General features: G+C 35.9%; 17 protein-coding genes and 1 pseudogene. 12 read left to right on the forward strand and 6 right to left on the reverse strand.

Annotated features, from left to right (window positions below; genetic code table 11):
* Position 1 precedes the first annotated feature (1 nt).
* A complete protein-coding gene (gene mltG / locus QUE35_RS01495) occupies positions 2-1069 on the reverse strand; it encodes an endolytic transglycosylase MltG (protein WP_122329701.1) in 1068 nt (355 codons plus the stop codon).
* A 361-nt stretch (positions 1070-1430) separates the two neighbouring features.
* Here mltG and QUE35_RS01500 point away from each other — a divergent pair, with 361 nt between their 5' ends.
* The 12 genes from QUE35_RS01500 to QUE35_RS01555 all read left to right on the forward strand — a co-directional run bounded on the left by QUE35_RS01500 (position 1431) and on the right by QUE35_RS01555 (position 14744).
* Positions 1431-2519 (forward strand): MBL fold metallo-hydrolase, encoded by a 1089-nt coding sequence (locus QUE35_RS01500; RefSeq protein WP_022599345.1) that lies wholly within the window; start codon positions 1431-1433, stop codon positions 2517-2519.
* Positions 2520-2764: 245 nt separating this feature from the next.
* Positions 2765-3499, forward strand: coding sequence for a glycosyltransferase (locus tag QUE35_RS01505; RefSeq protein WP_022599343.1), 735 nt, complete (start codon positions 2765-2767; stop codon positions 3497-3499).
* Positions 3492-4133, forward strand: a complete 642-nt coding sequence (locus QUE35_RS01510) for a lipid-A-disaccharide synthase N-terminal domain-containing protein (protein WP_022599341.1) — start codon at positions 3492-3494, stop codon at positions 4131-4133. Before QUE35_RS01505 ends, QUE35_RS01510 begins: the two co-directional genes overlap by 8 nt.
* 181 nt (positions 4134-4314) lie before the next feature.
* Positions 4315-5661, forward strand: a complete 1347-nt coding sequence (locus QUE35_RS01515) for an ArnT family glycosyltransferase (RefSeq protein ID WP_244925440.1) — start codon at positions 4315-4317, stop codon at positions 5659-5661.
* Between the two features lie 44 nt (positions 5662-5705).
* Complete coding sequence (locus tag QUE35_RS01520; RefSeq protein WP_031257994.1) at positions 5706-6734, forward strand: NAD-dependent epimerase/dehydratase family protein; 1029 nt, start codon at positions 5706-5708, stop codon at positions 6732-6734.
* A 247-nt stretch (positions 6735-6981) separates the two neighbouring features.
* The gene (locus QUE35_RS01525; RefSeq protein WP_022389709.1) at positions 6982-8331 is read left to right on the forward strand and encodes an MATE family efflux transporter; all 1350 of its coding nucleotides are present in this window, start codon (positions 6982-6984) and stop codon (positions 8329-8331) included.
* A 168-nt stretch (positions 8332-8499) separates the two neighbouring features.
* Entirely contained in the window at positions 8500-9348 is an 849-nt protein-coding gene (locus QUE35_RS01530) for a carboxymuconolactone decarboxylase family protein (protein WP_009316891.1), read from the forward strand.
* A 35-nt stretch (positions 9349-9383) separates the two neighbouring features.
* A complete protein-coding gene (locus QUE35_RS01535) occupies positions 9384-10877 on the forward strand; it encodes a 4Fe-4S binding protein (protein WP_009316892.1) in 1494 nt (497 codons plus the stop codon).
* 15 nt (positions 10878-10892) lie between these two features.
* Positions 10893-12299 carry an aldo/keto reductase gene (locus QUE35_RS01540; RefSeq protein WP_022599333.1) on the forward strand — a complete coding sequence of 469 codons (1407 nt, stop codon included), beginning with the start codon at positions 10893-10895 and terminating at the stop codon, positions 12297-12299.
* Entirely contained in the window at positions 12296-12715 is a 420-nt protein-coding gene (locus tag QUE35_RS01545) for a DUF1893 domain-containing protein (protein ID WP_009316894.1), read from the forward strand. Before QUE35_RS01540 ends, QUE35_RS01545 begins: the two co-directional genes overlap by 4 nt.
* Positions 12716-12812: 97 nt before the next feature.
* Positions 12813-13325, forward strand: a complete 513-nt coding sequence (locus QUE35_RS01550; protein ID WP_009316895.1) for a hypothetical protein — start codon at positions 12813-12815, stop codon at positions 13323-13325.
* Positions 13326-13559: 234 nt separating this feature from the next.
* Positions 13560-14744: a hypothetical protein gene (locus QUE35_RS01555; protein WP_009316896.1), complete on the forward strand. Its 1185-nt coding sequence runs from the start codon at positions 13560-13562 to the stop codon at positions 14742-14744.
* Between the two features lie 387 nt (positions 14745-15131).
* Here QUE35_RS01555 and fic read toward each other — a convergent pair.
* From fic to QUE35_RS01580, 5 genes and pseudogenes are all read right to left on the reverse strand, one after another.
* Positions 15132-15700, reverse strand: a pseudogene (gene fic / locus QUE35_RS01560) (protein adenylyltransferase Fic).
* A gap of 73 nt (positions 15701-15773) precedes the next feature.
* Positions 15774-16355 carry a Maf-like protein gene (locus QUE35_RS01565; RefSeq protein WP_009316900.1) on the reverse strand — a complete coding sequence of 194 codons (582 nt, stop codon included), beginning with the start codon at positions 16353-16355 and terminating at the stop codon, positions 15774-15776.
* A gap of 33 nt (positions 16356-16388) precedes the next feature.
* Positions 16389-16910: a KdsC family phosphatase gene (locus QUE35_RS01570; protein WP_009316901.1), complete on the reverse strand. Its 522-nt coding sequence runs from the start codon at positions 16908-16910 to the stop codon at positions 16389-16391.
* Positions 16891-17682 carry a Rossmann-like and DUF2520 domain-containing protein gene (locus QUE35_RS01575; protein WP_009316902.1) on the reverse strand — a complete coding sequence of 264 codons (792 nt, stop codon included), beginning with the start codon at positions 17680-17682 and terminating at the stop codon, positions 16891-16893. Before QUE35_RS01575 ends, QUE35_RS01570 begins: the two co-directional genes overlap by 20 nt.
* A gap of 15 nt (positions 17683-17697) precedes the next feature.
* On the reverse strand, positions 17698-18225 hold the full coding sequence (locus tag QUE35_RS01580) for a nitroreductase family protein (RefSeq protein ID WP_009316903.1): 528 nt from the start codon (positions 18223-18225) through the stop codon (positions 17698-17700).
* Between the last annotated feature and the right edge of the window lie 46 nt (positions 18226-18271).

The following is an 18271-nucleotide window of genomic DNA, read 5'->3' on the forward strand; positions in this document are numbered from 1 at the left end:
TTTATTTTAATATATTACGTTTGTTTAGGGCTTTATGATATTTTATCGCATTATTTTGGTGCTCTGCGTATGTTGTCGCAAAATTGTGCCGTCCTGAAAAATCTTCCTTGGCGCACATATATATAAACGGATGGTGACGATAATTCAGAACTGCTTTTATTGCGGCTTTTGAAGGAATGCGTATAGGACCGGGAGGTAATCCGGTATTTTTGTATGTGTTATATGGTGAGTTGACTGTTAGGTGTTCATGGAGAATACGCCGTATCGAAAAATCTCCTACTGCATATTTTACAGTGGGATCGGCTTGCAGAGGCATCCCTTTTTTTAAGCGGTTTAAATATAGTCCGGCTACCATATTCATTTCGTCCGGAACTTTAGTTTCTTCTTCTACGATTGAAGCTAAAGTCGATACTTCGATCGGGGAGATGCCGATTTGTGTTACAAGCATTCTACGGTCGTCAGTCCAGAACTTGTCATATTCTTGACGCATTTTTTCCATTAGTTTGCGAGGTGCAATGGTCCAGTAAACTTCATAGGAATCGGGAAGAAAAAGTGCCGGTATTGTATATGTGTCGAACCCCATGTCTGTACAAAAAGCCGAATCGTTTAATAATTCGAGGACTTCCTGTTTATCCATTTTTAGTTGTTTATCGATAGTCTCGGCAAGATCATCTTTCGTACGAATATTGTTAAAAGTAAATCTTATCGGGGTTTGGCTTCCGGTAGAGAGTTTACGATAAATACGGATTGCGTTCATTTCCGGATCTATTCGGTATGCTCCGGGTTTATTCCATGGAGTATATCCGTTTAATTTAGAGAGTCGTCTTATTTTGTTGACATCACTTTTTTCTAAATATTTTTGAAGGTCTTCGGTAACACTATCGAGAGAACTGTTTTCATCGATGTATATAAAAAATGAAGTATCTGTGACTTTATCTAATACATACCGTTTGAATATAACACCGATACTGATAAGAAATATTGCAGCTACGGCTGTAATGATGTACAGAATATTTTTTTTAGATCCGCATGTTTTTTTTTTCTTCCGTCTTGATATCTTTGTTGCCATATTTATAAATTAAAAGGCATTTGTGAAATTCGAGAGCGTCGGCAAAGATAAGTATTTAATAGAAATGTTGTTTTTACTGATTGTAAAATAATATTAGAGCTCGTTCTAAGAGATTGTTAAATTCTGTACAAACGTTTTGGGGAAAACTGTTTTTGGGGATTTTATTGTTAAGATAAGAAGTGTAGCGGGTTGTGTTATGCATAGAGACGGAGATACCTACCGAAGAAAAACTTAAAGAATTTTTATCGGAAAATTTAAACAGATTCTTACTAACAGTGATTAAGGTATGAATAACCGTAATTTATGTACTTTTTAAATTCACAAATCAAAGTATTTTTGTTTCGAAAATGAATATAGATGTATGAAAATCTTGAAAAAAAGTAAGATTGCTATGGTGATATTGGTAGTATTGGCGGTTATTATAGTATTGTTTGCTCTTGTTTGTTTGTTCCTTAATCAACCGAGCTTTGGAAGATTACCGCGAGGGGAACGATTGGTTAGGATTGAACGTTCTCCTAATTTTAAGGACGGAGAGTTTAAAAATGAATGTGTAACTCCGATGTTGACGAATGATGAAAATCGGATTAAGAGTTTTATAAATTTTCTTTTTAAGAAAGATCCGGGACTAAGACCGGATGCGGCATTGCAGGTCGTCAAATCAGATATTCGGCATATAAAGAGAGATTCGGATTTTTTGATTTGGTTTGGACATTCTTCCTATTTCATGCAGTTAGAAGGAAAACGAATACTTGTCGATCCGGTTTTCTATGTCGCGTCTCCTGTTTCGTTTATCAATAAACCTTTTAAAGGAACTGATGTCTATTATCCTGAAGATATGCCGGATATCGATTATTTAATTATAACACATGATCATTGGGATCATTTAGACTATAAAACGATTGTTGAATTGAGGCCTCGCATTGGGAAAGTCATTTGTGCTTTAGGTGTCGGAGAACATTTTGAATATTGGAAATTTGATAAAAAGAAGATCGTAGAGCTCGATTGGAATGAGAATGAATCTCTCGATCCCGGGTTGACAGTCCATTGTTTGCCTGCCCGCCATTTTTCGGGGCGGGGACTTACTCCGAATCGAACGTTATGGGCTTCATTTTTATTGGAAACTCCTTCTCAAAAAATTTATATAGGAGGAGACGGTGGATATGATTCGCGTTTTGAAGTTATAGGTGAACGTTTCCCGGATATAGATCTTGCGATTTTGGAAAATGGGCAATATAGTGATGATTGGAAATATATTCATTTAATGCCGCAATATATGTCTCGTGCGGCAAAAGATTTAAAAGCAAAGAAAATATTGACTGTGCATCATTCTAAATATGCGTTATCGAAGCATCGTTGGGACGAGCCGTTACAAAATGCTCGAAATATGCAAGCAGATTCATTGGATGTTTTGATACCTCGTATCGGAGAAGTTGTGAATTGGCATGAGTGATTCGTTATTAATTGTCAAGATGATTTGATATGCTTGATTGAGTTTAAGTTTATGTTCTATAAGGTTATAGAAGTGATCTATTTTTCTGTTGATGGAAAAATAGATCACTTTTTTTTCTTTATAGGTCTTATTCATAGTATGTATATCTTATTTCTTTGCGATAAAATTAAAATATAAGAGAGTAATGGAGAATTTCTCTCTTAATATGTTTATTCTATCGTAATTTTTGTGTAAAAATGTAAATTATGAATAAGACTATAGATTACCAATTTACAATCGTAATACCTGTTTATAATGAAGAAGAAAATATTTATTTGTTAGAGGAAAAATTGAGTGATTTTTTGCCTCATTCAATGTGTTCGTCATGTGTATTATTTGTTAATGATGGCTCTACAGATAATAGTTTAGGACGAATAAAGGATGTTTGTGCGCGTCATAAAGATTTTTTTTATATTTCTTTAAGAAAAAACGGTGGGCTTAGTAATGCCATGAAAGCAGGTATCGATGTAACAGAATCTTCGTATATTGGATATATGGATGCTGATTTGCAGACTGTTCCTGAGGATTTTAATCTGCTATTATCATATATATCCGATTATGAACTTGTTATGGGAATCCGTACTAATAGAAAAGATTCGATTTTAAAAAAAATGCAGTCGAAAATTGCTAATGGTTTTCGTCGCATGATTACTCATGATGGAGTAAAGGATACTGGATGCCCATTGAAAGTAATGCGTGCGGATTACGCTAAACGCATTCCGTTTTTTACTGGAATGCATCGTTTTTTACCGGCTTTGATTCTTTTGCAAAAAGGAAAAATAAAACAAATACCAGTACATCATTTTCCCCGTGTAGCGGGAAGTTCTAAATATCATTTATGGAATAGATTGATATCTCCTTTTATTGATTGTTTTGCATTTTATTGGATGAGGAAAAGATTTATTGATTATCATATTGTAGATTATAATTTATATGAGTAATCTATTTGTTTTATCTATAGGTTTTTTGGCACAGTTGTTTTTTTCCGCACGAATACTCGTTCAGTGGTTTCTTTCAGAAAAGGCGGGAAAAGTTTTGTCTCCATCTATCTTTTGGATATTCAGTTTAATGGGGGCTTATTTGTTATGTATTTATGGATGGTTACGAAATGATTTTGCAATAATATTAGGACAATTTATGTCTTATTATGTGTATTTGTGGAATTTAAAAGGAAAAGGAATATGGAAAAATATCGCACCGATATTGAAATGGGTTCTTGTGCTGACTCCGTTTATTGCAGTCTGCTTTGTATTGTGTCATGCAAAAACATTTATTCAAGATTTCTTTCAAAATGATACTATTCCGTTAGCAATCATTATTCTGGGATCTATTGGACAGATATTGTTTACGTTGCGTTTTGTTTATCAATTATGCTATTCTTATAAAAAGGGTATGTCGGTTCTTCCAGGAGGTTTTTGGCTTATTAGTTTATTCGGGTCTCTCCTTATTATTATATATGGTATTATGCGTTTGGATATTGTATTGATAATCGGGCAGACTTTTGGATCTATAGCTTATATGAGGAATCTATGGATAGGACATAATAATATGGTAATGAATGATGAAAAGTTATAGAGTATTTATATTTGTATTTCTTGCTCTGCTTCCAGTATTATTCTTACGGGATTATACACCGGGGAATGAGTTGCGTTATCTTAGTATTGCTGATGAAGCTATAAAAAACGGATCATGGATAACGTTTTCTAATCATGGAGAACCTTATGCTGATAAACCGCCTCTTTATTTCTGGATTATTATGGCAGGCAAATGGCTGTTAGGAGAACATTGTATGTGGTTTTTATCTCTTTTCTCACTTATTCCGGCATTTATTATAGTTTCTGTAATGAATCGTTGGGTTGCTGGTGAAGTAGATAAAAAATATCTTTTGACAGGAGAGCTTCTTATGTTGAGTTGTGGACTGTTTGTTGGCTTGTCGCTTATTTTACGTATGGATATGCTGATGTGCATGTTTATAGTTCTATCTCTATACACTTTTCATAAGATGATGTATAACGAAGGAAATATGCGCTTTAATACATTGCTTTTTCCTGTATACATTTTTTTAACGGTTTTTACCAAAGGACCTATTGGAATACTAATACCTTTATTTTCAACTATAACTTTTTTGTGGTTGACAGGTCGTATCCGTTCTATCGGACGATATTGGGGATGGAAAACATGGGGAATTCTTTTTATAGGTTGCTTATTATGGTTTGGCGCAGTTTATTGGGAAGGAGGCAAAGAATATCTGAATAATTTATTATTTCATCAAACAATTGACCGTGCTGTCGATTCTTTCCATCATAAGGCACCGTTTTATTATTATTTCGTTTCAATATGGTATTCTCTATTCCCTTGGTCTTTGTTGTTGGTTGGTGTTATTACAGTTGCCGTATGTAAAAAAATGATACATACTGAATTACAGAAATTTTTCTTTGTAGTAATAGTTGTGACATTCTTATTATTGTCCTTAATTAGTTCAAAAATAGAAGTCTATATGCTTCCTGCATTTCCTTTTATTGTTTATTTAACAATTATGTTTTTACCGAATTTTAGTTGGAATCGTTGGTTAGCATTATCTATATCTATCCCTTCTGTAATTTTTGCATGCTTTTTACCGGTATTTATGGTATTGGTGCAACAAAACGGTAGCATTTATTATTTAAATACACAATTATTTTATATAGCTGCAAGTATCTTGACTTTATCTGGCCTTTATTCATTTTATATACTTTATAAGCAAAAACAAATTAATATATCTATTTGTGTTCTTTTTTGTGGATTGTTTTGTTCTGTTTTTGTTGGAGGTTGGGGACTATCTGATATTAATGCAGAAATTGGTTATAGAGAATTATGTGCTAAGAGTGTAGAAGTTGCTCAAAAATACAATTTAGAAAAATATTATGTTTGGGGACTTTATCGGCCTGAGAATATGGATGTATATCTGCATAAGAGTATACAGGTAGTGTCTCCGGATGAATTTGTTGATTCAGGAAAATATAAAGGTGTATTCATGTTGCCTGCCGATAAACTGGAAGAGTTTCCATCTTCTAAAATAAATGTATATAGAGTGGGGCATTATGCAGTTGTTGTTATGAAATAGTTCTTGGAGAGCAAATTTAGTTTTGATGCAATAAAAAGTGTATGATGAAAGTATTAGTTACAGGTGCCGCTGGATTTATAGGATCAAGTATTGTGAAATCTTTGTTGAAACAAAACTATGAAGTTATAGGATTAGATTGTATCAACTCTTATTATGATACAACCTTAAAATATGCGAGAATTGCAGAAGTAGGAATTCTACAGAAAGACATAAAAGAAAATAAAAAAATAGCAAGTACGGTGTATCCTGCTTATCAATTTATCAAACTTGACCTGACTGATCGAATAAATATGAAGCTCCTTTTCGATACAGAACGGTTTGATATAGTCATAAATATGGCAGCCCAAGCGGGAGTACGTTATTCCTTGGAAAATCCTTATGCTTATGTAGAATCTAATATTTTGGGTTTTTTGAATATATTGGAGAATTGTCGTTATCACAAAATTAAACAGCTTATTTATGCAAGTTCCAGTAGCATTTATGGAGCGAATGCACATCTCCCTTTTGTGGAAAGTGATATGACAGACATGCCGGTTAGTATTTATGCTGCAACAAAGAAAAGCGATGAGTTGATGGCATATTCATATAGTAAAGTATTTGGACTCCCTACTACCGGAGTGCGTTTTTTTACAGTTTACGGTCCTTGGGGACGCCCAGATATGGCACCTTTTTTATTTATGCAATCTATTTTAGAAGGGCGTCCGATTCAAGTCTTTAATTACGGCAAGTTGAGTCGTGATTTTACCTATATTGATGATATAGTAGACGGTATTATGTGTTTGTTGAACAATCCTTCTGTGGAGGACGTTCCTTATCGTGTTTATAATATTGGGAATTCAAAACCTGTACAGTTATTGGATTTTATATCTATTATGGAAAATGTCACGGGACGAAAAGCCATAAAACAAATGGTAGAAATGCAGCCGGGTGATGTGTATTGTACTTATGCGGATATATCTCGTATGAAAAATGATTTTGGATATACGCCTTTAGTTTCTGTGGAGGAGGGAATCTCTCGTTTTTATAATTGGTATAAAGTTTTTTACGAGAAAAAGTTATGTAGGGTCGATTAATAAAATTGATTGTGTTTTAGATGATGGGATTGCGACTATAATAAATTGTTACAAAAAAGAATTGGAATATTTTGAATGTTTTAAAGATTTGACCCATCTTCGCACTCGAAAATAGAACCAATGAGCGTTTTGTAATCCTCATCGGAGGCAAGTGAATGCCGGATAAGATGACTGGGTAAAACCAATCAACTTATCCGGTATTTTTTGTTTAGGTGAAGGTAAACAACAATGTAAAAATTACTATATTATGAAAAGAGATGCGATTGATTTGAAAACAGTAAATGTGTTTACTTTATTCAGAAGGTATTTCATCCCTACTTTATTAGGCATGTTGAGTATGTCTGCTGTGACGGCAATAGACGGTATATTTGTCGGACATGGTGTAGGCAGCGATGGCATTGCGGCTATTAATATTTTAATTCCGGTATTGATGTTCTTTACCGGAGTCGGATTGATGGTCGGTGCTGGTTGTTCGGTTGTCGCTTCTATACATTTATCTCGAGGCAAACAAAATACTGCACGTATTAATGTGACGCAAGCTTTATTTTTTGTTACCATTATTGCAGCGTTACTTTCGTTTTTAATGATGATATTTCCAGATGATACGGCTTATTTACTCGGTGCTTCGGAACATCTACGCCCTATGGTAACAGACTATTTGCTTTGGTTTGTACCATCGTGGATATTTCAAATTTGGATTGCTGTTTCTTTGTTTATTATCCGTCTTGACGGAGCACCGAAACTGGCGATGTTTTGTAGTCTTGTAACAGCGGTAATTAATGTCGTACTTGACTGGATTTTTATCTTTCCTTTCGGTTGGGGAGTAATGGGTGCTGCTTTAGCAACATCTATAAGTATTATTTCGGGTGGGATAATTGCTATTTTATATTTGTTGTTTTTTGCCCGTCGGTTACGCCTGTATCCTTTGAAGTGGAGTGTAAAGAGCTTTCGTTTATTTGTCAGGAACATTGGCTATCAATGTCGCATAGGTTCTTCGGCTTTATTAGGAGAAGCTACATTAGCGGTATTAATGTTTGTTGGCAATCAGGTGTTTATGCATTATTTGGGTGACGATGGTGTAGGAGCATTTGGTATTGCTTGTTACTATATTCCTTTTGTGTTTATGGTCGGAAATGCTGTTGCTCAGTCGGCACAGCCGATTATCAGTTATAACTTTGGCCTTGGATATAGAAAACGAGTGACGGAAGCCGTAAGAATAGCATTGTTAACGGCGGTTTTATGTGGCGTGGTAGTAACGGTCGTATTTGTGGCTTGTCCGGATTTTTTGGTAGGTCTTTTTATTGATAAAGATAATGTCGCAGCCCGTATAGCAATCGAAGGTTTTCCTTATTTTGCAATAGGATTTGTATGTTTTATTTTTAATTTAACAGCTGTCGGTTACTACCAGAGTGTCGAACGGGCGAGACCGGCAACGTGGTTCGCTTTATTACGAGGTTTTATATTTCTCATCCCGAGTTTTCTTATAATGCCACACATGTTAGGTGTTGAAGGAATATGGTTGGCTTTACCTTTATCGGAAATTATGACGACAATCGCTATAATAATGTTTTATTATTATCGCAAAATGAATGATTGATTGAAGAGAACAGAGAGGTGAATTCTCAGAAGATTTTGAGTGAAGGTAAAAAATCGGTATATAAATTTTGTAAATCTGTAATTTTGGTTATATTCTCTGTAATTTGTTTACATTATTTTTGAGCTATCATATTTAAATTTGTACAGTTGATTGATAATAAATTTATACATGAAGAAATTATTGTTATCGTTGTTATTCGTTTTTTTTGTTAAAGCATTAGTGATAGCACAAAACAAAAATGAGAAATTTGTTGAGAAAAGTATGAATAGAGTAGATTTATGTAAAGAAAATTATACAAAGTTATTTGGAGGAGAGGCTTTGACAGGGAAAGGAACAGATCCGGAATTGATGGATATTTTGCAAAAGTTTATTTTCGGTGAAGTTTTTAAAACCGGTAGCCTTGATATAAAGACTCGAGAAATGATTACTTGTGTCACTTTAACCGCAATGCAAACTTTACCTCAGTTGAAAACTCATTCTATGGCTGCATTAAATGTGGGTGTTACTCCGATAGAATTACGTGAGGTTGTTTATCAATGTGCGCCGTTTATCGGTTTTCCGAGAACACTGAATGCAATAGAAACGCTTAATGAAGTTTTTAAGGAGAGAGGGATTGCTTTGCCGTTAGAAACTCAAGGAACAGTCTCCGAATATAACCGTTATGAGAAAGGAAGCAGCATTCAGACTCCGTTATATGGAACGGAGATAAGAGATGCGTTGAACTCCCTTCCTCAAGGAATGGGGGAGGATGTTTCCCGTTTTTTGACGGAAGTGTGTTTTGGCGATTTTTATACTCGTAATACTTTGGACATTAAAACTCGCGAATTATTATCTATTTGTATATTGGCGACGTTGGGTGCAGGCAATCAGATTTATTCCCATACGATCGGTAATTTGCGGGCAGGCAATAATAAAGAGACATTATATGCGGCTATGATACAGTGTCTCCCTTATATCGGTTTTCCAAATGCTCTGAATGCCATTAATATCATAAAAGCGGTAGATGTTTCGGAATGAAAAAATCCATCTTATAAACTAAATAATTTTTTGATATGTTACGAACAGTCAGAGTGTCGGTAGCTATAATCTGTTTCTCGCTCATTTCATTATTGTTTCTTGATTTTACAGGGACATTGCATGTTTGGTTCGGGTGGCTTGCCAAAATACAGTTTTTACCTGCATTATTGGCATTAAATGTGGGGGTAATATTGTCTCTTTTACTCTTAACATTGTTATTCGGACGTATTTATTGCTCTGTAATTTGTCCTTTAGGCGTATTTCAGGATATAATAGCATGGTTCGGAAAGCGGGGAAAAAAGTTACCATATACCTATTCCCGTGCACTTTCTTGGCTACGATATGGAATATTGATTGTATTTATTATTGCTGTTTTGGCAGGAGTAGGATCATTCGTTGCGTTATTGGCTCCTTATAGTTCTTATGGACGGATAATATCTAATTTGTTTGCCCCTTTATACCAATTAGGGAATAATATGTTCGCTTATTTGGCAGAACGGGCAGAAAGTTATGCTTTTTATGAAGTAGATGTGTGGGTAAAAAGTCTTTCTACTTTTATCATTGCTTTAATCACATTCGGTGTATTAGTCTTGTTGGCATGGCGGAATGGACGGACATATTGCAATACGATTTGTCCGGTAGGAACATTTCTGGGGATCATTGCTAAATATTCCCTTTTTAAACCGGTAATAGATGTTTCTAAATGTAATAGCTGCGGGCTGTGTGCACGACATTGTAAGGCAGCGTGCATTGATTCTAAAAAACATAAAATAGATTATAGCCGTTGCGTCGTATGTCTGGACTGTTTAGATAAATGTCGGCATGGAGCGATAAAATACATGCGGCGGTCTGCAGTAAAGGATAAAATCAGCAGCCCGGTTGTAACTCAAGATCAGATTGATAGTGCTCGTCGCAATTTCCTTTCGGTATCGGCTCTTTTTGCAGCTACGACGGTTATAAAAGCGCAGGAAAAAAAAGTTGACGGAGGTTTGGCAGTAATAGAAGACAAAAAAATTCCAAATCGTGTGGTGGCATTGACCCCTCCGGGTTCGTTGAGTGTTCGTAATTTTGCAAAACATTGTACGGCATGTCAGTTATGTGTTTCGGTATGTCCTAATCAAGTTTTACGGCCTTCAGGCAGTCTGATGACATTGATGCAACCGGAGATGTCTTATGAACGAGGGTATTGTCGACCTGAATGTACAAAATGCTCTGAAGTTTGTCCGGCAGGAGCGATACGTCCCATCTCTGTTTCTGAAAAGTCTTCTATCCAAATCGGGCATGCTGTATGGATAAAAGAAAATTGTGTAGTTTTGACCGATGGTGTTGATTGTGGAAATTGTGCTCGTCATTGTCCGGCAGGAGCTATACAAATGGTAGCTTCCGACTCTGAAAGTTATGATTCTCCTAAAATTCCGGTTGTGAACGTTGAGCGTTGTATCGGATGTGGTGCTTGTGAGAACTTGTGTCCTGCCCGTCCGTTTAGTGCTATTTATGTAGAAGGGCATGAAATACATAAAACCGTTTAATTAAAGAGAATGGTCATGGAAAAAAATAATAAATCTGGTATAGATCGCCGGAAATTTTTTAAAGTTTTTGGAACTGGGGCTGCGGTGTCGGCAGCCGCATTTTACGGATGTAAAAATAATGCGGGAAGTTCTGTTGCTGGAGGAGAGGGTGAAATACCTACAGATAAAATGACTTATCGGACTTCTCCGACAACGGGAGATAAAGTTTCTCTTTTAGGCTATGGTTGCATGCGATTGCCGACAATATCCCAGCGCGGTGCAGGGGACAATAGTGACGACATTGATCAGGATATGGTCAATAGGCTCACCGATTATGCAATAGAACATGGTGTGAACTATTTTGATACATCTCCGGCTTATTGCAAAGGCCGGTCTGAACATGCTATGGGTATTGCTCTTAGCCGTCATCCTCGTAATAGTTATTTTATTGCGACAAAATTGTCTAACTTTTCACCTGAAACATGGAGTCGGGAAGCATCTATGGCAATGTATCGTAATTCGTTAAAAGAATTGCAAGTAGATTATATAGACTATATGTTGCTTCATGGAGTGGGGATGGGGAATGGTTTGGATGAGTTTGAAAAACGTTATATAGATAATGGCATATTAGACTTTTTAATAGCAGAACGTAAGGCCGGGAGAATCCGTAATCTTGGATTTTCGTATCATGGCGATATTAAGGTTTTTGATTATTTGCTTTCGATACATGACTCGATAAAGTGGGATTTTGTACAAATTCAACTTAATTATCTTGATTGGAAGTATGCTAAAGAGATTAATCCTCGAAATACGAATGCGGAATATCTGTATAATGAACTGCAAAAAAGAAATATTCCGGCAATTATTATGGAGCCTTTATTAGGAGGACGTCTTTCGAATGTACATGACCATATTGTGTCGCGTCTGAAACAAAGACGTCCTGAAGATTCTGTCGCTTCTTGGGCATTTCGCTTTGCCGGATCTTTTTCGGGTGTATTGACCGTATTAAGTGGAATGACTTACATGGAACATCTGCAAGATAATCTTCGGACGTATTCGCCATTGAAACCTTTAACCGATGAAGAGTTCGATTTTTTAGAACAAACGGCCGCACTTATGATGCAATATCCGACAGTGCCTTGTAATGATTGTAAATATTGTATGCCCTGTCCCTATGGTATCGATATACCGGGAGTATTGTTACATTATAATAAATGTGTAAACGAGGGAAATATTCCTGAAAATATAGGAACAGAAAATTATAGAAAAGCCCGTCGTGCGTTTCTTGTGGGATATGATCGCAGTGTACCGAAATTGAGGCAGGCAAATCATTGTATAGGATGTAACCAATGTTCGCATCATTGCCCTCAGGGCATTGATATTCCGGAGGAGTTGCATCGAATAGACAGTTTTGTAGAAAAGCTAAAACAAAATGTTGTATGATGACCTCTCTTGTAAATTTGTTACATAAGGAGAATTATTCTTGTGTTATATTCGGTCTCAATGAAACACGGACTTTTAGTCGGAGAGGTGTTATAGATTTATATGATTTATTACTTAATGATCGAACTTTCTTAAAAAGAGCGTTGGTTGCAGATAAAGTTGTCGGGAAAGCTGCGGCATCGTTGATGATACTTGGAGAAATAAGAGAGTTGCATGCAGATGTTATCAGTACGCCGGCTCTGTCTCTATTGAGGAATGCGTCTGTAAAGGTAAGTTTCGGTTGTCAAGTTCCCTATATCAAAAATCGTAATCAAGACGGTTGGTGTCCTTTAGAATCAGCTTGTTTTAAATCTGTTTCTGCAATATCCTCTTTTAGGATTGTACAGGATTTTATGCAGAAAAAGAATGTGAAATAAATGAAAATTATTCTTATAACCCTGATTAAATAGAGTTTGTGATGAACAAAACTCTTGTCTTTAAGGTAATTATAATTGAATTAAAGTATTTAAAAATATGAAAGAAACAACTCTTAATCTTTATGCTCTCGATTATCGAGATATGAGAACATATATGGTGGCAATGTTATTTATATTGGGAAATATGGTATTGCCCCAATTATGTCATCTTATTCCTCAAGGAGGTATTACTTGGTTGCCGATCTACTTTTTTACTCTTATAGGAGCATATAAATATGGCTGGAAAGTAGGTCTATTGACAGGTGTACTATCTCCGATATTGAATTCTCTGTTTTTCGGTATGCCTTTTCCTGAAGTGTTGCCCGGTATTCTTTTTAAATCTGTTGTACTGGCTGTAGCGGCAGGCTATGCAGCAGATCACTTTAACCGTGTATCTATACCTATATTATTAGCCGTTGTTTTAACTTATCAGTTTCTCGGGACATTAGGCGAGTGGGTGATTTCTGATAATTTTTATATTGCAATACAGGATTTTCGTATCGGATTACCGGGAATGTGCTTTCAGGTTATAGGAGGATATTTATTTATTAAATATCTAATATATAAATAATTAATAAGAGAACCTAAGGCTGGCTCATAGAGCCAGTCGAATAATACATAATTATTTGAAGTCGGTTAATCAAAATAATAGTTTTTCGTAAAGAGAGGATTCTTTTTTGTTTTATTATCTATATATGTTTGACGAATCCTTTAGTCTATAATAAGTTCTCAAAGCAAAATTTAGATAGGCTTTAAATATCCATTAAAATAAAACTCTTATTTTTGCAGCCAGAATAGTGTAAATATGTCTGGTGCTCTCTATATTTTTAATCCCGAGAATGATCTTTCTGTTGCCAATGGCGGTGAAAATTATATGCCTCCTCCTCGAGCCAGAATTATAGCTGAAGATTTGGCGTTCTTGCCGGTTTGGTATGCAGAGAATGGTGATGATGTAATAGTTCCTTCTGAAAGATATATCGATTGGATGCATTCCGAGAGAGCCTCTTTGGGATGCTTTTCTGAGGTTGTGCTAAAGGGTCGTTTACCCGATAAGAATTGGACAGCTTGCATTCCTTGGGGGTGGAGTCCTGAAATTGCCAGACGTTTTTTACGTATGGGGGTATCGGATCGTTTATTACCGGGAAATGTTCTTCTAAAAGAACAGAAACGCTTATATCATAGAAATCAAACACTTGAAATATTAAAAGGACTAAGAGATTATGGAATAGGGGATATCCCAGATTTGTTACCGGAAGAATTATATACGACTGAGTCTGTGTGCCGCTATATACAATCTGCTCCGTTGACAGTTCTTAAAGCTCCATGGTCAGGAAGTGGTAAAGGATTGAGTTGGGGACGTGGTGTATATGATACGACACTTGAGCGCTGGAGTAGAGGAATATTACGTCGGCAAGGAAGTATAATGGGAGAACCGTTTTATGAAAAAGTGCAGGATTTTGCCATGGAGTTTCATTCAGATGGAGTCTCGTCCGTAGTTTTTGCCGGATATTCGCTGTTTGATACAAACAAAAAGGGGGTATATACCGGAAATATTTTGACTGGAGACGATGATATATTATCTTGTTTGTCAATTTATGTGGCTACGGAACGTATAGAATCTGTAAAGATAGCGTTACAAGAATTATTGTCGGTAAAAGTTGCACCTTATTATAAAGGATATTTCGGTATCGATATGATGATTTATAAAGAAAACGGTAAGTATCGTCTGAATCCTTGTATCGAATTGAATCTGAGAATGAATATGGGTGTAGTATCCCGCATTTTTTATGATCGTTATACAGCACCCGGATCGAAAGGAATATATGTTGTCGATTATAATCCTGATTCTGCAGCTTTATATACAGATCATTTAACTCGGACAAAAGATAATCCGTTAATTATCCATGACGGGAAAATCATCAAAGGATATTTATCTTTATCTCCACTAACTCCGGAATCTCACTATCGGGCACGAGTAGAAATCTATTAACGAATAATAATATGTATAACTCGATTGGTACGAGAAAGTTACATATCCTAATTATTTTGAAGTCGGAAACATATTTTACAAGCTTTTTGCTTCATTTGTTCAGCTTGTTTCAATGTAATCCTTCTTATTGAAGAAGCATTACACTGCTTTCTCAATTCTCGACATTTGGGATTACGATGATAAATTTTCAATTTGGATTTTGTACAAATATAAACCGCTTCATTTGGTTGCGTTGTTTCTGTCTTGATATCTGTACTAATCAACGGAAAAACAAGAAATAATAGTAATAATAATTTTTTCATGATTAAATGAGAATTTAGGTGTTTAATTCATTAATTGTAAATACAATAGAAGAGATGAAAAGTATTTCCATGTTTATTTTAAAATTTAAATTTTGTCCTTGCTATATCCTTCGTAATAATACGATTGTTCTATCCCTTTAAATATCACTTCTCTATCATCGACTTTTTCGGTTAGTGCCGGTTACAAAAGAAAACGGAGTTCCAGATCATTGATTGGGCTGTGTTCCATTGCTTGCAGATATAGATCTTTATCAACCATGCGCCAATCAACAACTTTTCCAAGATTTTTTTCAGAATTAGATCAAGCCATATTCTTGTAGAGCGTCCGTTGCTTTTCATAAATGGATGAGCAATATTCATTTCTACATACTTAGCTATGATTTCCTCAAAAGTTGTTTCCGGCATTTTTCTATTACAGGAAGTATTACGTCGAGAAACATTGAATTTGCAAAACGAAAGCCTCCTTTAGTAATGTTTTGAGTACGTACCTTTCCGGCAAAGTTGTATAGATCGCAGAATAAATACTCATGTATCTGGCATAATCCTTTAGTTTGTACCTACCTCAATGTTATTTATATCACTTGTTTCAAACAAGGCTTTGGCTTTCTCCAGGCTTTGTTCATCTATTATATATTGTTGTTTCTTTTGTTCCATAACCGAAAATTTGTAAAGCGGATCTTTTTGGTATAAGAATAATACGGATTTTTAATTACAAGATATTTTGCAATTAAAAATGTTTGAGTTCTTGATATAGTCGATGTATGGGTAATCCCATAACGTTAAAATAAGAACCGTTAATGCCGTTTACTCCTACAAATCCGATCCACTCCTGTATTCCGTATGCACCGGCTTTATCGAGCGGAGCATAATTTTCTACATAAAAATCGATTTCTTCTTCATCGAGAGTTGCAAATGATACATCGGTAGAAACAGCAAAAGAAATTTGTTTTTCCTGTGTAGTGATGCAAACACCGGTAATCACCGTGTGAATATTTCCCGATAAAGTACGTAGCATATTTTTCGCATCGTCTTTGTCTTTCGGTTTCCCGAAAACCTTACCGTTCAACCATACGATTGTATCTGCGGTGATCAATAGGGTTTTATCGGACATTTCCGGTTTGTAAGCTTCGGCTTTTACCGTAGCAATATATTGGGGAATTTCTTCACCTTGTAATGTTTCCGGATATGATTCGTCTATATTGGGGAGGGCGGTTACTTGGTATTCGATTCCTAATCCGCTCAGTAATTCCCGACGTCTTGGTGAATTGCTTGCCAGCAGAATATCGTACTTTTGTATATGACTCAGCATTTTATAAAACTTTTTATTTATTTTGTTTTGTATTTACCAACCGAAAGCTTCATCAGCCATCCATTTTCCCTGTGCTTTCAGTACCTCTTCTATGACATCCCGTCCACATCCGCATCCTCCTTTTTTGGGGGATATATAAGTTGATATCGCTTTAATTTCAGGTGCAGCGTCAGCGGGGCAAGTAGGTAGGCCTACCAGTTGCATGACTTCATAATCCGGAATATCGTCACCCATATACAGTATCTCTTCCGGTTTTAGGTTTGAAGATTCAATCCATTGATAGTATGCTTCGGTTTTGATTTTTGCACCCATAAAGATATGTTTGACTCCCAATGCGGAGAACCGTTCATGAACGGCTTGGGTACGTCCTCCTGTGATAATTGCTATATTGTAACCTAAACGGACGGCCAATTGTATAGCATATCCGTCTTTTATATTTACCATACGCATCGGTTCTCCGTTGGGATGCAGAGGCACCATATCTGAAGAAAGAACACCATCTACATCAAATGCGAATGCTTTTATTCGAGATAAGTCATAATTTATTTTGCTCATGAGAAATGTTTATTGCAAAAGCGTGAATATTTTTACTCAATAATCGGTAGATTTCTTTTAATTGGTCGTCTTTTAATAGCGATAATTGTTTGTTCATTACATTCTCGTCGTATCTTACAGCAGGACCGGTTTGAGCTGTTACTGGAGATATTTTTTTTATTTTATCAGATGTTTCTTGGATAAGCGGTTGCAGAATGTCAAAAGGTAATCCGTGCTCTTTTAGTAATTTCTCGGATATTGCATACATGTGGTTTGTGAAATTACATGCAAATACGGCAGCTAGGTGAATGTATTTTCGCTGCTCTGAAGATATGACTCTTACATCTTGTGAAATTTTTAAAGCCATATCGGTTAATAACGTAGCATCTTTCTCTGAATTAGCTTCGACAAAAAACGGAATATTTGAGAAATTTACCTTTTTATTTTTACTGAAAGTTTGTAGCGGGTAGAATACTCCATACCTTTTTGCATGTGGCTCGAATACGGACATCGGTATGCTTCCGGCTGTATGTACCCAAAGAGCTTTATTCGGTTTGACAGATCGGATGCATTCCTGTAATGCTGTATCTTTTATTGAAAAAATATAAAGATCTGCCGTATCTTTTATTTGATTGAGGTCATCGGTGTAGTCACAAGATAAGGATGACCCCAATATTTTTGCATTTTTGAGGCTTTTACTATATATCTGGATTATATCGTAACCTTGTTCTTTCATTGCTGACGACAATTGTGTAGCGAGGTTACCAGCTCCGATAAATATTATTTTTTTCATATTTATCTTTTTATGTTACCAATGTTCTATGTGAACCTTTTCCCATTGAGCCTTATCCGGATCAAAAGGCTTTTTTTCTTCATTTTTGTGACCCAGAGTGATAATGGACAAAACTTCCATTCCGTATGGGATTCCCAACATTTCACGGACATAATCTTCAGCAGATTGTCCGTTTTCTGTCAGTCGGTTTCGTATTTGTATCCAACAACTGCCTAGACCGAGATCTTCAGCTTGTAGTTGGATTAGGATTGCCGCAATGGATGCATCTTCGATCCATACATCGCTTTTTGACGGATCAGCAAGAATAACAATAGCCAATTTTGCGCCGGCAATAGGTTTTGCTCCTTGAGCTTTACAGTGAGAAAGTTTTTCTAATTGTTCAGGATTCTCGATCACGACGAATTCCCAACAAAGAGACCGTTTAGACGTCGGCGACATTAAAGCTGCTTCAAGTATTTCTTTTACATTTTCCGGAGAAATGGAATCTTCGGTATATTTGCGAATACTGCGTCTGTTTTTAAGCAGTTCTTTCAGATTTTCCATAAAGTAAATGTTGAATGTTTCTGTACAAAGATACTATATTGTGGTA

This window comes from Coprobacter fastidiosus (assembly GCF_030296935.1).
GTDB classification, from domain to species: Bacteria; Bacteroidota; Bacteroidia; order Bacteroidales; family Coprobacteraceae; genus Coprobacter; species Coprobacter fastidiosus.

What these genes read in the sequence shown, in the direction of transcription:
- mltG (WP_122329701.1), bottom strand. Translation starts at nt 1,069, where the DNA reads ATGGCAACAAAGATATCAAGACGGAAGAAAAAAAAAACATGCGGATCT.
- QUE35_RS01500 (WP_022599345.1), top strand. Translation starts at nt 1,431, where the DNA reads ATGAAAATCTTGAAAAAAAGTAAGATTGCTATGGTGATATTGGTAGTA.
- QUE35_RS01505 (WP_022599343.1), top strand. Translation starts at nt 2,765, where the DNA reads ATGAATAAGACTATAGATTACCAATTTACAATCGTAATACCTGTTTAT.
- QUE35_RS01510 (WP_022599341.1), top strand. Translation starts at nt 3,492, where the DNA reads ATGAGTAATCTATTTGTTTTATCTATAGGTTTTTTGGCACAGTTGTTT.
- QUE35_RS01515 (WP_244925440.1), top strand. Translation starts at nt 4,315, where the DNA reads ATGGCAGGCAAATGGCTGTTAGGAGAACATTGTATGTGGTTTTTATCT.
- QUE35_RS01520 (WP_031257994.1), top strand. Translation starts at nt 5,706, where the DNA reads ATGAAAGTATTAGTTACAGGTGCCGCTGGATTTATAGGATCAAGTATT.
- QUE35_RS01525 (WP_022389709.1), top strand. Translation starts at nt 6,982, where the DNA reads ATGAAAAGAGATGCGATTGATTTGAAAACAGTAAATGTGTTTACTTTA.
- QUE35_RS01530 (WP_009316891.1), top strand. Translation starts at nt 8,500, where the DNA reads ATGAAGAAATTATTGTTATCGTTGTTATTCGTTTTTTTTGTTAAAGCA.
- QUE35_RS01535 (WP_009316892.1), top strand. Translation starts at nt 9,384, where the DNA reads ATGTTACGAACAGTCAGAGTGTCGGTAGCTATAATCTGTTTCTCGCTC.
- QUE35_RS01540 (WP_022599333.1), top strand. Translation starts at nt 10,893, where the DNA reads ATGGAAAAAAATAATAAATCTGGTATAGATCGCCGGAAATTTTTTAAA.
- QUE35_RS01545 (WP_009316894.1), top strand. Translation starts at nt 12,296, where the DNA reads ATGATGACCTCTCTTGTAAATTTGTTACATAAGGAGAATTATTCTTGT.
- QUE35_RS01550 (WP_009316895.1), top strand. Translation starts at nt 12,813, where the DNA reads ATGAAAGAAACAACTCTTAATCTTTATGCTCTCGATTATCGAGATATG.
- QUE35_RS01555 (WP_009316896.1), top strand. Translation starts at nt 13,560, where the DNA reads ATGTCTGGTGCTCTCTATATTTTTAATCCCGAGAATGATCTTTCTGTT.
- QUE35_RS01565 (WP_009316900.1), bottom strand. Translation starts at nt 16,355, where the DNA reads ATGCTGAGTCATATACAAAAGTACGATATTCTGCTGGCAAGCAATTCA.
- QUE35_RS01570 (WP_009316901.1), bottom strand. Translation starts at nt 16,910, where the DNA reads ATGAGCAAAATAAATTATGACTTATCTCGAATAAAAGCATTCGCATTT.
- QUE35_RS01575 (WP_009316902.1), bottom strand. Translation starts at nt 17,682, where the DNA reads ATGAAAAAAATAATATTTATCGGAGCTGGTAACCTCGCTACACAATTG.
- QUE35_RS01580 (WP_009316903.1), bottom strand. Translation starts at nt 18,225, where the DNA reads ATGGAAAATCTGAAAGAACTGCTTAAAAACAGACGCAGTATTCGCAAA.